General features: G+C 70.5%; 8 protein-coding genes and 1 pseudogene. 3 read left to right on the top strand and 6 right to left on the bottom strand.

The window, feature by feature from the left end; genetic code table 11:
- Window positions 1-298: 298 nt before the first annotated feature.
- A complete protein-coding gene (locus ABZW18_RS13435) occupies window positions 299-1,231 on the top strand; it encodes an oxidoreductase (protein WP_356186383.1) in 933 nt (310 codons plus the stop codon).
- 421 nt (window positions 1,232-1,652) lie between these two features.
- On the opposite strand, the gene ABZW18_RS13440 is transcribed toward ABZW18_RS13435, so the two are convergent.
- The 3 genes from ABZW18_RS13440 to ABZW18_RS13450 all read right to left on the bottom strand — a co-directional run bounded on the left by ABZW18_RS13440 (window position 1,653) and on the right by ABZW18_RS13450 (window position 6,452).
- On the bottom strand, window positions 1,653-2,819 hold the full coding sequence (locus ABZW18_RS13440) for a hypothetical protein (RefSeq protein WP_356186386.1): 1,167 nt from the start codon (window positions 2,817-2,819) through the stop codon (window positions 1,653-1,655).
- A gap of 32 nt (window positions 2,820-2,851) precedes the next feature.
- A complete protein-coding gene (locus tag ABZW18_RS13445; protein WP_356186389.1) occupies window positions 2,852-3,601 on the bottom strand; it encodes a dioxygenase in 750 nt (249 codons plus the stop codon).
- A 382-nt stretch (window positions 3,602-3,983) separates the two neighbouring features.
- Complete coding sequence (locus ABZW18_RS13450; RefSeq protein WP_356186392.1) at window positions 3,984-6,452, bottom strand: LuxR C-terminal-related transcriptional regulator; 2,469 nt, start codon at window positions 6,450-6,452, stop codon at window positions 3,984-3,986.
- 822 nt (window positions 6,453-7,274) lie between these two features.
- On the opposite strand from ABZW18_RS13450, the gene ABZW18_RS13455 reads away from it, so the two are divergent.
- Window positions 7,275-8,432 (top strand): alkaline phosphatase PhoX, encoded by a 1,158-nt coding sequence (locus ABZW18_RS13455; RefSeq protein ID WP_356186467.1) that lies wholly within the window; start codon window positions 7,275-7,277, stop codon window positions 8,430-8,432.
- A gap of 187 nt (window positions 8,433-8,619) precedes the next feature.
- Here the strand turns inward: ABZW18_RS13455 and ABZW18_RS13460 are convergent, their stop codons facing one another.
- Window positions 8,620-9,636, bottom strand: a complete 1,017-nt coding sequence (locus ABZW18_RS13460; protein ID WP_356186394.1) for a helix-turn-helix domain-containing protein — start codon at window positions 9,634-9,636, stop codon at window positions 8,620-8,622.
- Between the two features lie 489 nt (window positions 9,637-10,125).
- Entirely contained in the window at window positions 10,126-12,840 is a 2,715-nt protein-coding gene (gene ppdK, locus ABZW18_RS13465; protein ID WP_356186397.1) for a pyruvate, phosphate dikinase, read from the bottom strand.
- A 500-nt stretch (window positions 12,841-13,340) separates the two neighbouring features.
- Between ppdK and ABZW18_RS13470 the strand changes: the two are divergent.
- A pseudogene (locus tag ABZW18_RS13470) lies at window positions 13,341-13,510 on the top strand (glycogen debranching N-terminal domain-containing protein); the annotation flags it as partial.
- A gap of 174 nt (window positions 13,511-13,684) precedes the next feature.
- Here ABZW18_RS13470 and dusB read toward each other — a convergent pair.
- Entirely contained in the window at window positions 13,685-14,878 is a 1,194-nt protein-coding gene (gene dusB, locus ABZW18_RS13475) for a tRNA dihydrouridine synthase DusB (RefSeq protein WP_356186470.1), read from the bottom strand.
- Between the last annotated feature and the right edge of the window lie 54 nt (window positions 14,879-14,932).

The raw sequence follows: 14,932 nt of genomic DNA on the forward strand, positions 1-14,932 counted from the left end.
GTCCGGCCGACGGGGGCGGGCCGACAAACGGGGGACGACCGACGGGGGACGGTCCGCGCAACGTGCGGGCAGGGTCGAATTGCGGAGCCGGTCCGGTCGACGGGGCGCGGGCCGGGTGCCGGGGCGCAGCCGGGTGGCGGGGGTGCTGGGCCGGGTGGTGCGGCCGGGCCGCGAGTGCCGGGAAAGGTGGTCCGGAGCCTCTCGCGTCCTCGGGCCACCGCGCCTAGGCTGACTCGTGAGTAACAAGGTCGCGCAACTTCGGCGCAAATCCGGCGACCACACGAGGAGAGCAGCAGGCATGAAGGGCTGGACCGCGAGCGACATCCCGGATCAGACCGGGCGCACGGCGGTGGTGACCGGAGCCAACAGCGGCATCGGCTACGTCACCGCCCGAGAGCTCGCACGGCACGGCGCACATGTGGTTCTGGCGTGCCGCGGCGAGTCCCGCGGCAAAGAGGCCGAGGCCCTCATCAGGAGCGAAGTCCCCGAGGCGGACGTGCAGTTCGCCCGCCTCGATCTGGCGGACCTCTCCTCCGTACGGGACTTCGTGCGCGGCTACGGCCACGACCGGCTGGACCTGCTCATCAACAACGCGGGCGTCATGGCGCTACCGCACCGCAGGACCGTCGACGGCTTCGAGATGCAGTTCGGGGTCAATCACCTGGGGCACTTCGCGCTGACCGGTCTGCTGCTGACAAAGCTGCTCGCCACGCCCGGCGCGCGCGTGATCAGCGTCTCCAGCGGTATGCACGCGCTGGCCAACATCGAACTGCGCGACCTCAACAGCGAGCGCAGCTACCGGCGTTGGATGGCGTACGCCCGCTCCAAGAGCGCCAACCTCCTCTTCACCCACGAGCTGTCCCGGCGCGCGCAGCGGGCCGGCGCCGGTCTGCTGGCCGCAGCCGCGCACCCCGGCTATGCCAACACCAACCTCCAGACCGCGGGGGCCCGGATGGAGGGCCGGCGGGCGGCCGAGCGCGTCATGGAGCTCGGCACCCGGATCTTCGCGCAGCCCGCCGAAGCGGGCGCGCTGCCGACACTGCACGCCGCCACAGCACCCGGCGTGCGCCCCGATTCCTTCACCGGTCCGCGCATCCATGGGCGGGGCACGCCGGGCCCCTCCTGGCGGGCACCGTGGACGCGCAGCGACATGGCGAGCGAGCAGCTGTGGGGCGCGTCGGAACGACTGACGGGTGTGGCGTATGAGGCACTTGAGCGGACCCGGGCGTAAGCAGGACACCGTCGCTGGTACAGGACAAGCTGGTACGGGACGCCCTCGGTAGTACGCGGACGACGTGAGCAGCCTGAGCAGCGGCAGGTCAGCAGCGGTCGTTCGAGCCGCCTCCTTCGCCGGGCAGTACGTGAAGCCGGGGGAGCAGGAGCAGCGCGTACGGTCCGCCGTGAGCAGCCACAGTGCGTATGGCCCGCGCAACCAGCCACATCGCGTACGACCCACGCGACCAGCCACATCGCCTACGACCCCACGCGAGCCACAGCACGTAAGACCCCACGTGACCAGCCGCAGACAGCCGCGCATGGCACCCGCGTGAGCAGCCCAGAAGTCCACAGCGCGTAGGGCCCGGCCGGCCGCCTGGAGTGGCGGCAGGCCGGGCCCTACGGTCGATCCGGTCTGGCCGGTGAAGTGGGGGCCGTCAGTTCTTCAGGCGGGTGATCGCCGGGACCAGGTCTCCCTCTTGGGCGATACCAACGGTCCAGAGATCAGCGCTCTTCGGCACCGTGGCGAACGCCCGGACGACCACGCCCGGATCGGGAGCCCGGTCCCACTGTCCGTCCTTGGCGTTCCAGCGCAGCGCCACGGAGACAGCGCCCTTGCCGCCCACCGCCCAGAGCTCTCCGTCACCGGTCCTGCCGACGGCTCGCAGCCGGCCGTCGGCGATGTCCGGGGTCTTGGCGACCGTCCAGTTCTTGCCGTCCCAGTGCGCTGCGTACGGGCGGTCGGCACTGCCGGAGGTGGTGCCGCCGACCGCCCAGATGTCGTCCGGGGCGAGCGCGGTGATCCCTCCGATCCATTGGTGTCCCGTGTCCCCGCCAGGTGCGGCGACCCGCTTCCAGTCGGAGCCGTCCCAGTGCAGCAGGAGGGCCGACTGCTTCCCCTTCTCGTCGGCGGCGAAGGCCGCGCCCGCGGCCCAGACGTCGTCCGAAGCGAGCGCCACTACGCTGCTGAGTTCTCCCTTGCCGACGTCCGGAAGGGTCTGCTTTTGCCAGGCCTCTCCGTCCCACGCCTGGATGGCCGGTGCGCCGTCCTTGATGGACCCGGGAACCGCCCGGCCCACGGTCCAGGCCTTCCCGTCGGATGTCGTCGCCACGGCATCGGGGACGACCCGCCCGGCCGGGTCGCGGGCCAGCTGGTGGGTGGTCCAGGTCTTGCCGTTCCAGTGCTCCGACGCGGCGCCGACCGCCCAGATGTCACTGGCCGACCGGACCGCCATCGCCTGCGGGAAGCTGTCCTTGGGCAGCTTGGACTCCTGGGTCCAGGCCGTGCCGTCCCAGCGGAGTGCGACGGCATCGAGTGAGGTCTGGCTATTCAGCCGGTAGCCCAGGGCCCAGGCCTGCTTTTCGTCCAGTGCGGCTACGGCGGTGATGTCTCCCTTCTTCACGGGAACGGGAGTTCCCTCCCACTGGGCACCGGACAAGGAGGAGGCGGTGGAGCCGGCGGGAACGGAAGACGCGGCCGGGGCGGCCGGATCCCCGCTCAGCCCCGCGACGGCCAGGGACGCGGCCGCGACAGCGGCCGCCAGCGTCGCGAGGAGGGGCGTCCGACGGACTTTCACGCCCCGGAGCTGCATGCTCGATGGCATCACGGATTTCCTTCGTGATCGGGGATGGGTGACTAAACCGTCGTCTTGAGGACGAAGTCGAACGTGCCGGTGTAGCGGCCGCTCTGCGGGCCGGTGAGCCCGATGGTGCAGGCACGGTTGAGGAGCCGGTCCGCCGCGTTGAGGGCGGCGAAGTCCCGGCCGTACGCCTGGGTGTCGTCGGGGAAGTACAGCTGGGTGACGAGCACGGGGCCGCCGGGAGCCTGCACCTGTGTGTGGATGTGCGGAGCACGGTGGCCCCAACGGCCCCAGTAGTCCCGGGGGATGATCGTTTTGAGCAGGAAGGCGCCCCTGCTGTTCGTGTACTGGTGGCCGCGGAGTGAGAAGCCCGAGGTGTCGTAGTCGCCGTTCTGGTCGCACTGCCAGAACTCGATGAGAGTCTCCGGGAGCGGCTTGCAGGCCGTGTCGTACACGACTCCGCCGAGATCGAGCCGTACACCGCGGATGGCGGGGGTGATGAAGTCTCCCCGCTCCGGGGAGTTGGGCTTGAAGAGGGGGCCTTCCGTCGACGCCGGGGTCTCGTGACCGGAACAGGCGGGAGTGACGGCCAGCGGAAGTCCCGAACGGCGCGCTGTCTCCGGCCGGTTCGTGGGCGCCATCGGCGCGGCCGAGGCCGCCCCCGCCGCCAAGAGGGCGACCGTGGTCATCCCCACTGAACTGGACCTGATGAAGGCCCTTCTCGAACCCTGGTCCCCGCCGCCCGCTCGCGCGCTGGACTCCGGGCCTGTCACTGCCCCGGGGTCCTCATCATGGTCATGGCGCATCGCGTCTCCTTGCCCGAATCGACTGGCTTGGGACAGGGCACCCGTGGGGGGAAGGATCGGCGGCGGCGGCGCGATGGTGTTGCGATCGGCGGCGGCCGTGGCGAACGTTCCTTGGAATGCCCTGTTCCGCAGAGCTTCGGCGTTCTCGGGGGCAGCCGCATCGATCAGATGACGGGCGACTTTCCCGCGTTACGAAACCTCACGGCGACACGTCGCGGCGGCACGTCGTTGGCGGCAACTCGCAACGGCTCCTGGGGCAAACGGCTCCTGACGGCTCCCGACGGCTGCACCTCACGGCAGCGCGTCACGTTCCCACCCGACGCCATTACTTACGTCCACACCCGACGCCATACTCACGGCCGCAACTCACAGCCTGCGCGGCTCACGCTTCCGGTGCCCGCGGCGGCTGCCCGGCCACCCAGAGCGCGATCTGCGTACGGGAACGCATCCCCAGCTTGTCGCGGACGTTGTCGAGATGGGTCGCGACAGTGCTCTTCGACAGAGCGAGCTGAGCAGCGATCTGACGATTGGTCAGTCCGTCGGCGACGAGGGTGGCAACCGTCAGTTCGCGCTCGGTCAGCGGGACCGCTCCGATCGGACCGCCGATTCGGGCGGCAGCGGCGTCATCGGATTCCACGGGGGCGACGTTCCGTCCCCGTAGGGCATAGGCGAGCAGCCGGTCACCGCGCAGCCCGCGGCCGGCAGCCGTCGCCGAGGCCGCCTGCGCAGGAGTGAGCCGGTCCTTCGCCCCGGCCGCCGCCGCCTCCACCTGCCGCTGCCACTCCGCTTCGGACTCCGTGTCGATCCGCCGACGGGCCGACGCTGTCGCCGCGTACAGACGCAAGGCCCGGGGCATGTCCCCGCGCTCGGCGGCCACAATGGCAAGTCCCTCCAGCGGATACAGCGAGTGGAGGCTCTCGCCCGACGCGTTCGAGAACGGCTCAGTACGGAGCACCTCGACGAACAGGGCCTCGGCGGCATCGAGATCGCGCAGGGCCAGCCGGATCGCGCCCGCGGTGTGCAGCGCTGCCGCCAACTGGCCCGACTGCGCCCGCGCCCGCAGGTCGTGCAGGCACTCCGACATCAGCTCACCGGCCTCGGCCGCCCTGCCCATCTGCAGCAGCGCCCACGCCAGGTGGTGCAGGCACAGTGCGGTGTCGAGCGGGCTGTCGAGCGTACGGACCACATCGAGGCACTCGGTGAAGATCGCGGCGGCGGCGGGGAATTCGCTCCGGCACAGCCGGGCGGCGGCAAGCGCGTCGAGCGCGTTGGCGAGCCCGGCGGGGCGGTTCCGGCGACGCTCCTCCGCCACCGCCTCCTCGGCGTACCTGAGTGCGGCTGCCGGGTCCGCCTGCTGGCAGGCGGACCGAGCGGCCAGTGCGAGCGCGGCGCCGCGGTGCGGCGAGTCGCCCGCCCGGTCCAGCACCTCCGACAGCAGGGTGCGGGCGGCCGTCAGCTGCTCCTGCTGGTACCGCACCCGGGCCAGCTCGACCGTCAGCCGCACGTGCAGGTCATCGGCCCGGATGGAACGACGGCCGGCGTCGAACTCGAGCGCGGCGGCAAGGCTCTCCCGCTCCCCGCTCAGCGGGCTCGCGGCGGAGTCGGCGAAGACCCGCTCCGAGGCGGTCTCCGCCTGTTCTGCCAGCCAGTCGAGAGCCCGCTGCCAGGTGGCGTGCAGCTCGCCCGACTCGGCGAGCCGGTCCATCCCGTAGGCCCGGATCGAACTCAGCTGCCGGAAGCGCGCCGTGTCCTCCTCCTCGTCTCCCCGCACGCGAACGATCAAGGACTTGGCCTCCAGGGCGCACACCACGCCCAGTACGTGCTCCGGCCGGACGTCGCCGCCGGAGCAGACCGCCGCCGCTCCCCTGGCGTCGAACCCGCCTACGAGGACCGAGAGGCGGCGGAACACCGCCCGCTCGGCAGGATCCAGTAATCGGTGGCTCCAGTCGATCGCGGCAGCCAGCTCACGGTGGCGCCCCGGACCCGTTCGGTTGCCGGCCGTGAGGAGGGAGAGTTGGTTGTCCAGGCCGGTCAGGATCTCGCCCAGCGGGAGGGAACCGGTCCTGCGGGCCGCCAGCTCGATGGCCAGCGGCATACCGTCCAGCCGCCGACAGATCTCGGCCACGGTGGAGACCTGGCCGGGGTGGGACTCGGCGTCGGGGCGGGGCGCGGAGCCGGGCCGGGGCGCGGAGCCGGGCCGGGGCGCGGAGCCGGGCCGGGGCGCGGAGCCGGGCCGGGGCGCGGAGCCGGGCCGGGGCGCGGAGCCGGGCCGGCCCAATCCGTCGCCCGCGCGGGCGCGCTCCAGGAAGAGCATGACCGCCTCGGCTCGCAGCAGGCCGGCCGTATCGTGCTCCTCGCCGACCGGCGGCAGCGACAGCTCACCGACCCGGAACACGACCTCTCCGGGCACGCGGAGGGCCTCCCGGCTGGTGGCGAGGATACGCAGCCCCGGGCAGCGGCCCAGCAGGGTCGCGGCGAGCTGCGCGCACGGTTCGATCAGGTGCTCGCAGTTGTCCAGGACGAGCAGCATCCGGTGTTCGCCCAGCGTGCGGACGAGCGCCTCGATGCCCGTCCGGCCGCCGAGTTCGCCCGTATCCAGTGCGGCGGCCACGACCTGCGGGAGCAGTTCTCCGTCGCGGAGCGAGTCCAGTTCCACCAGGCGTGCCCGGCCGTCGCGGCCGCTCCGTACGCCGCCCGCGAGCTCCAGTGCCAGACGGGTCTTGCCCACGCCGCCGGGGCCGACCAGGGTGAGCAGGGACGACGATCTCAGCAGGGTGCGCAGCCGCGCCAACTCCCGCTGACGGCCGACGAACCGGTCGAGTGGCCTCGGCAGCCCTCGGCCGCCGGGCATCGCGGGTTCGGCGGAAGGGGCTGCTGGAGCCTTTCCGGCGTCGTCTGTGGTCGCCGCTGAAGCCGCCGTTTCCGGCGCTGGGCCGGACGACGTCGGGTCGAGGGCCGTATCGAACGGCTTCTGCCCGAGCCCTGCGGGCTCATGTGCTGCCGCACGCTGCCGGAAGGCGCGCTGTCGGCACGCACTCGAGCAGTACCGGGCCGGCCGACCGCCTCGTGGTGTCCCGTCCCGGGTGGTCCCTCCCCGGGTGGTCCCGTCCCGAGTACCTCCCTCCTGGGCGCTTCCGTCCCGGGTGGCTCCCTCCGGGGTGCTTCCGCCCCGGGCGCTTCCGTCCCAGGTGGCTCCCTCCGGGGTGCTTCCGCCCCGGGCGCTTCCGTCCCAGGTGGCTCCCTCCGGGGTGCTTCCGCCCCGCGTAGTTCCGTCCCGCGTGCTTCCGTCCCGTGGTGCGCCGCCCCGCGCGTGCCGGTCGCGAGCGGGCAGATCGGCACCGCATGCCTCACACGTCCGCGTCGTCCTCACACGCCACATCCTGCCAAGCACGGGCGCCTGCATCAGCTCGTCCGGACTCTTCGTCGCTCCTGCGGACAAACTCACAGGGAAGCGGCTCAGGGAGAACAGCTCCTCTGACCGATGCAGAGTTTGCGCAGGTCGCATTCGTCGGCCGACACCCCTTCCGGGTTAGCGCCCCCGGACCACTGCCCCTTCATCGCTTGTTGTTGTTCCGTCAACCACTCACGTTCACAAGCCTCGTTATCGTCCGTTGGCGCGCGACTCCGCGAGCCGACCGGCCTGCGGAGCGGTCACAACTTCGGTGGAGTGACAGTGGAACGTCGCACCTTCCTGCGCGGAGCAGTCATCGGCACCTCGGCGGCAGCCTTCGGAGGCACGCTGTGGGCGGGGGCCGCCCATGCCGCACCCGCCCAGCCGGGCCCGGGCCCGTACGGCGCCCTGGGCGCGGCCGATGCCCAGGGGATCCAGCTCCCGAGCGGGTTCAGCAGCCGGGTGATCGCCCGATCGGGACAGACGGTCTCCGGCACCTCGTACACCTGGCACAACGCCCCCGACGGCGGGGCCTGTTACGCCAACGGCAGCGGCTGGATCTATGTGTCCAACTCGGAGATCAACCCGTCAGGTGGTGCGAGCGCGGTGCGCTTCGGCTCCACAGGCGCGATCACCGGGGCGTACCGCATCCTGTCCGGCACCCGGCAGAACTGCGCTGGCGGCAAGACCCCGTGGAACACCTGGCTGTCCTGCGAGGAAGTGTCGCTGGGCTATGTCTACGAGACCGACCCGTGGGGCGTGAACGCCGCCGTCCGGCGCGACGCGATGGGCCGGTTCAAGCACGAGGCGGCCGCCGCCGACCCGGTGCGCAAGGTCATCTACCTCACCGAGGACGAGAGCAACGGCTGCTTCTACCGGTTCGTGCCGACCACGTGGGGCAATCTGTCGGCCGGGACCCTCCAGGTGTTCAAGGCGGGCACCGGCACCTCCGGCTCCTTCAGCTGGCAGACCGTGCCCGACCCCGACGGCTCCCCCACCGTGACACGCGACCAGGTCTCCGGTGCGAAGAGGTTCAACGGTGGCGAAGGCTGCCACTACGCGGGCGACACGGTCTGGTTCACCACCAAGGGCGACAACCGCGTCTGGCAGGTGAACCTGGCGAGCAACACGTACGAGCTCGCGTACGACGACTCTCTCGTGGTGGGCACACCCCCGCTGACCGGCGTGGACAACGTCACCGGTTCCTCCTCGGGCGACCTGTTCGTCGCCGAGGACGGCGGAAACCTGGAGATCTGCATCATCACCCCGGACGATGTGGTAGCGACCTTCCTGCGGGTCAACGGCCAGTCCGGCTCGGAGATCGCCGGACCGGCCTTCTCACCCGACGGCACGAGGCTGTACTTCTCCAGCCAGCGAGGCACCAGCGGCAGTTCGTCGGGCGGCATCACGTACGAGGTGACCGGCCCGTTCCGGTCATGACGCCAGGGCTCGGGGGCTCGGGGGCTCGGTGCTCGGGCTCGCCGGTTCACCAGCCCACAAGCCAACGGCCCCACGACCTGACGGCATGACCTGACGACTTCACGACCACACGGCCGCACGACGGCACAACCGCACGACCACACGGCCGCGCAACCGCACAACCTCGCGGCCTCATAACCGCACGACCTCACGACCTCACGGTCTCCGACAGCGCCGGCACCGCTGCGGCGCCGCCCCGCAACAGGGCGGCGCCCAGCGGTGTCAGCGTATGCAGCACAGCATTGCCGTGGCGCAGGGTCACGACCAGGCCGGCGTCGCGCAGCACGCTCGCGTGCTGGCTGGCCGACGCCGCGGACACACCGACGCGGCGGGCGAGTTCGCCGGTGGTACAGCCGGCGCCGATGGTCTGCAGCACGACCGAGCGGGTGTGGCCGACCAGCTTGCCGAGTGAGCAGACATCCCCGGTGTACGCGTGCACGGGCGCGCCCGGGACCGACTCGGTGCCGTGCTGCACCGGGTAGACCAGTGTCGGCGTCAGATCGCGGTCGTGGAACGTCACCGGGGTGCGCCGGCAGAAGAACGAGGGCAGGAGCAGCAGCCCCCGGCCGCCCAGGTACAGATCCCGGTCCACCGGATAGTCCGTCTCCAGCACCGGCGAGCGCCAGCGGATCATCTGCGGCAGCGAGTTGAGCAGCCGGTCGGCACCGCCGTCGAGCAGTGCGCGGCCGCGGGCCGCCCTGTCCGCCTCGATCTGGGCTCGGATGTGCGGCCAGTAGGGCGCAATGGCGGCGCGGTGGTAGCTGCGCAGGGCGCCGATGAGACGGCTCAGCGACCCGGTGTCGCCGTCCCCGAGAGCGTGCACCCAGCCCGGGCGGGTCCGCATCCCGGCCAGCTGCGACAGATCGCGGTTGAGGCGGTGGGCCGGTATCTCGCGCAGCGCCTCGATCGCCGGCTCCACCCCGAGAACGCCTTCCGGCGGGGTCAGGAAGTCAGGGAAATAGCCGCGTGGGGGCACCAGCGAGGCGAGCAGGCGTGTTTCACCATTCAACCTGGTACGCGTTTCGCAACGCCATCGTCCATAGATGGACGCCCCTTGTTTGTCACGTAGTCGATGGAAACTGAGGATGGATTCCCACAGCGCGTCCGGACGAGCGGCTATCCGGACCCGGGCAAGGTCGAGCCCGGTGAAATGGATGCGTAGCACCAAACCCCCACAAGTGGCCCCCGCCTTTGTCCCGGCATCGAGTATGCACTCCGGCACTGTCGGTCACCACGTCCTTTAAGCCACAGTTGAAACGGGTCGCGGGCAGACCGGGCGTACCGAAATGCTGGACCACGTCGGGCACACGGAAGCCGCCGATGAGGCTGTTGTGGGGGCAGCGCGGTGGTCGCTCCGGGCGGAATGGGTACCGCCTCGTGCCCGGCGGAGGTTACGGCTTGCGGTCCGTGCACACGAGCCCGCACGGACCGCAGGCCGAACGGCTGCTGCTTTCCAGCGGATTTGGGTACCACCTCGTGCCCCGGATTTCCTTGTCAGAAATTGCGGCGAAGCACAAGTACGCGATTCATAAAAGGAGGGGGCGGCACCTCCGCACAGGTGCCGCCCCCTTTCAGGGTGCCGGAGCCCCGCCGGGCTGAGGGTCGGGGTGCCCAGCGGATGCTCCGGTGGTCCGGTTCATCCGGAACGGATCGTTCAGCGGGAGTCGCTACCCGTGGGCTGCGCCGCCGCGCGGCCCGCCTCCAGCCGCGCCACCGGAATACGGAACGGCGAGCAGGAGACATAGTCCAGGCCCACCTCGTGGAAGAAGTGGACGGACTCCGGGTCGCCACCGTGCTCGCCGCAGACACCGAGCTTGAGATCGGGGCGGGTGGCCCGGCCGGCTTCGACGGCGTTCCTTACGAGCGAGCCGACGCCGTCCCGGTCGATGGTCTCGAACGGGCTGACCCCGAAGATCCCCTTCTCCAGGTAGGCGGTGAAGAAGCTCGCCTCGACGTCATCGCGTGAGAAACCCCACACCGTCTGGGTGAGGTCGTTCGTCCCGAAGGAGAAGAATTCCGCGGCCTCCGCGATCTGACCGGCGGTCAGGGCGGCGCGCGGAAGCTCGATCATCGTGCCGAGGGCGAGCTTGAGGTCGACGCCGGTGGACTTCCGGACCTCGGCGATGACCTTCTCCGCGTCCTCGCGGACGATCTCCAACTCCTGGACGGTGCCCACCAGCGGGATCATGATCTCGGCGCGCGGGTCGCCCTTGGCCTCGATCCGCTCGGCCGCCGCCTCGGCGATGGCCCGTACCTGCATGCTGAACAGGCCGGGGATGACCAGACCGAGGCGGACACCGCGCAGACCCAGCATCGGGTTCTGCTCGTGCAGCTTGTGCACGGCCTGGAGGAGGCGCAGGTCGTTCTCGTTGGCGTCCTTGCGGGACTCGGCGAGCGCGACGCGGACGGACAGCTCGGTGATGTCCGGCAGGAACTCGTGCAGCGGCGGGTCGAGGAGCCGTACGGTGACCGGCAGCCCGTCCATCGCCTCGAACAGCTCGACGAAGTCACGCTTCTGCATGGGCAGCAGGGCCTCGAGCGCGTGGTCGCGCTCCTCCTCGGTGTCCGCGAGGATCAGGCGCTCGACCAGCTCGCGCCGCTCGCCCAGGAACATGTGCTCGGTACGGCACAGGCCGATGCCCTGCGCGCCGAAGCGGCGGGCGCGGGAGGCGTCCTCGGCGTTGTCGGCGTTGGCCCGTACGCGCAGCCGGCGCACCCGGTCCGCGTACGCCATGATCCGGTGCACGGCCTTGACCAGCTCGTCGGCGTCCTCGGCGCCCGCGTGCATCCGGCCCTCGAAGTACTCGACGACCGGGCTGGGTACGACCGGTACCTCGCCGAGGTAGACCTTGCCGGAGGAACCGTCGATGGACACGACGTCGCCCTCCTCGATCACCACGCCGCCGGGGGCCGTCATCCGCCGCCGCTTGGTGTCGACTTCGAGCTCCTCCGCGCCACAGACGCAGGTCTTGCCCATACCGCGGGCGACGACCGCGGCGTGCGAGGTCTTGCCGCCGCGGGAGGTCAGGATGCCCTCGGCGGCGATCATGCCGTTGAGGTCGTCGGGGTTGGTCTCGCGGCGGATCAGGATGACCTTCTCGCCGGACCGGGACCACTTGACGGCGGTGTAGGAGTCGAAGACCGCCTTGCCGACGGCCGCGCCGGGCGAGGCGGCGATACCGCGGCCGATCTTCTCCGCCTTCGCGCCGTCGTCGAAGCGCGGGAACATCAGCTGCGCGAGCTGCGCGCCGTTGACGCGCTGGAGCGCCTCGGCCTCGTCGATCAGGCCCTGGTCGACGAGCTGGGTGGCGATCCGGAAGGCGGCACCCGCGGTGCGCTTGCCGACGCGGGTCTGGAGCATCCACAGCTGGCCGCGCTCGATGGTGAACTCGATGTCGCACAGGTCCTTGTAGTGCGTCTCGAGGGTTTCCATGATCTGCAGCAGCTGGTCGTACGACGCCTTGTCGATCTGCTCCAGATCGGCGAGCGGCACGGTGTTGCGGATACCGGCGACGACGTCCTCGCCCTGTGCGTTCTGCAAGTAGTCGCCGTATACGCCCTGGTGGCCGCTCGCCGGGTCGCGGGTGAAGGCGACGCCGGTGCCGGAGTCGGGGCCGAGGTTTCCGAAGACCATCGAGCAGATGTTGACCGCGGTGCCGAGGTCGCCAGGGATGCGCTCCTGGCGGCGGTAGAGCTTGGCGCGGTCGGTGTTCCACGATTCGAAGACGGCCCGTACGGCCAGATCCATCTGCTCGCGCGGCTCCTGCGGGAACTCGCGGCCGGTCTCCTTGGAGACGATGCCCTTGAACTGCTCCACGAGACGCTTGAGGTCGGCGGCGTCGAGATCGATGTCGACGGTCACGCCCTTGGCCTGCTTGGCGTCCTCGATGGCTTCCTCGAAGAGTTCCCCGTCGACGGCGAGCACGGTCTTGCCGAACATCTGGATGAGGCGCCGGTAGGAGTCCCAGGCGAAACGCTCGTCACCGGCCTGGGCTGCGAGCCCGACAACCGACTCGTCCGAGAGGCCGATGTTGAGGACGGTGTCCATCATTCCGGGCATCGAGAACTTGGCACCGGAACGCACGGAGACAAGAAGGGGGTTGTCGGGCTGGCCGAGCTTCTTGCCCATCTTCTGCTCGAGGGCCTCGAGGTGCGCACTCACCTCGTCGCGCAACTCCGCGGGCTCGTTGCCACTGTCGAGGTAGACCTTGCAGGCCTCGGTGGTGATGGTGAATCCCGGGGGGACCGGGAGACCGAGGTTGGTCATCTCGGCGAGGTTGGCCCCCTTCCCGCCGAGCAGGTCCTTGAGGTCTTTGTTGCCCTCGGTGAAGTCGTAGACGAACTTCTGGCGATCTTCTGTTTCCGGCACGGGACTCGACTCCTCGCGGACGGGCTGCCCTGACGGCGGGGAGCGTACCCAGATCGAAGGCGGGTGAGTACGTCCACTTGGCCGTCATACGGCTGTAACCACTCGTCCGCCAGCAGATCGAAAGTGTTCAGCGCTCACCCGGTCGGTGCCCGTTTCTTCAAGAGATAAAGGCACTAACACGTTCCGTCCATCGATGACTTGCCTTGATCTACCGAGAGTGAGAATTCGATTGATCATCCGAAGCCACCGAGGGTGGCACCCAGTGCCACCCCTCTGAAAGGTGCAGCCCCTTACGGGGCGCTCGTATGAGCGCCACCCCTATCAGGGGTGGCGAGAATCACGCGCTTCGCGAACGTCGGATCTCACGTCGTGGACACATTCGTCATGACTTCCGCTCAGATGAGCAACGGATGGAGCGCCCGCTCACGACTCTCGGGCGGGGTGCCGACACACGGAGTGACTCGCTCCACGCGGAGCCGGGCGAAGGGCGGGCTTGACCGATGACAGGACACCATCTTCTGGTGCATAACGGAACATTTGCTGTGGTGACCGACTCCGGCGACATCACCGGGGCGGGCGGCGCTTCTCCCGAAGGGCTGTTCTCCCGCGACGCGCGACATCTGAGCAGATGTGGCAGCTGACCGTGGATGGCGCTCCGCCCGAGGTGCTCGTGACAGCCGCGCAGGCGGGACCCGACCGGCCCCCGGCGCCCAAGTGACGCGGCGGTCAACGCTGCGGGGGACGCTGCAGGTGGCCCGGTGGGTGACGCGACGGCGGTCGCCCTCGGGGGAATCCCGGGCAGGTCAGGGCAGGTTGATGCGGCGCCGTCCCAGCGGTGGTGAGGTCAGCCGCCGGAGGTGTCGAGCTCCGCGTCGGCGCTGACACCCGCGCAATCGTAGGGGTCGTCGAGCCAGCCGTCCGGCAGAACCACTCGGTTCCTGCCGGACGTGCGCCCGCGCGGCCCGTCCGCGCCGGTCGGCCACGGCTGGTCCAGGTCCAGCCCGCCCAGCAGCTCGTCCAGTTCGGCGAGTGACGAGGCCACCGAGAGCCGCTTGCGCATCTCGGAGCCGACCGAGAAGCCCTTGGTGTACCAGGCGACATGCTTGCGGAAGTCGATGACGCCGCGCGTCTCGTCCTCCAGCCACTCCCCCAGCAGCTCGGCGTGGCGCCGCATCACGCCGGCGACCTCCTTGAGCGTCGGCGCCGCGTACGTGGCGGTCGCCGCGGGCGGGCCGGGCTCCGCGGAGGCACCCGCGTCACCGGAGTCCGGGCGCGCCCCGGCCGACTCGAACGCCGCGACGAGGTCGCCGAACAGCCACGGCCGCCCGAGACATCCGCGGCCCACGACCACTCCGTCGCAGCCGGTCTCGCGCATCATGCGCAGCGCGTCGTCCGCCGACCAGATGTCGCCGTTGCCGAGCACCGGGATCTCCGGGACGGCGTCCTTCAGCCGGGCGATGGCGTCCCAGTCAGCGGTGCCCCCGTAATGCTGGGCCGCGGTACGCCCGTGCAGCGCGATCGCCGTGACGCCCTCCTCGACCGCGATCCGCCCCGCGTCGAGGAAGGTGATGTGGTCGTCGTCGATGCCCTTGCGCATCTTCATGGTCACGGGCAGGGAACCGGCGCCCGCGACGGCCTCGCGCAGGATCGAGCGCAGCAGATTGCGCTTGTACGGCAGCGCGGAGCCGCCGCCCTTCCGGGTCACCTTGGGTACGGGGCAGCCGAAGTTGAGGTCAATGTGGTCGGCCAGGTCCTCGTCCGCGATCATGCGGGCGGCCTGGCCGACGGTCACCGGGTCGACTCCGTACAGCTGGATGGAGCGCGGCTTCTCGGTTCCGTCGAAATGGATCAGCCGCATGGTCTTGGCGTCCCGCTCGACCAGCGCCCGCGTGGTGATCATCTCGCTGACGAACAACCCCTTGCCCGCGCTGAACTCGCGGCACAGGGTGCGGAACGGCGCGTTGGTGATCCCGGCCATCGGGGCCAGCACCACCGGCGGCTGCACCGTGTGCGGGCCGATCTGCAGCCGCGGCCCCATTGCCTCGGTCCGCTCGCTGGAGCGGGTGCCGGCCGGGGCGGGGCCGGGGCGGTG

It is taken from the genome of Streptomyces sp. NPDC004647 (assembly GCF_040609575.1).
Taxonomy (GTDB): Bacteria; Actinomycetota; Actinomycetes; order Streptomycetales; family Streptomycetaceae; genus Streptomyces.

Coding starts and splice junctions, on each gene's coding strand:
- ABZW18_RS13435 (WP_356186383.1), top strand. CDS start 299: ATGAAGGGCTGGACCGCGAGCGACATCCCGGATCAGACCGGGCGCACG.
- ABZW18_RS13440 (WP_356186386.1), bottom strand. CDS start 2,819: ATGCCATCGAGCATGCAGCTCCGGGGCGTGAAAGTCCGTCGGACGCCC.
- ABZW18_RS13445 (WP_356186389.1), bottom strand. CDS start 3,601: ATGCGCCATGACCATGATGAGGACCCCGGGGCAGTGACAGGCCCGGAG.
- ABZW18_RS13450 (WP_356186392.1), bottom strand. CDS start 6,452: ATGCCCGGCGGCCGAGGGCTGCCGAGGCCACTCGACCGGTTCGTCGGC.
- dusB (WP_356186470.1), bottom strand. CDS start 14,878: ATGGGGCCGCGGCTGCAGATCGGCCCGCACACGGTGCAGCCGCCGGTG.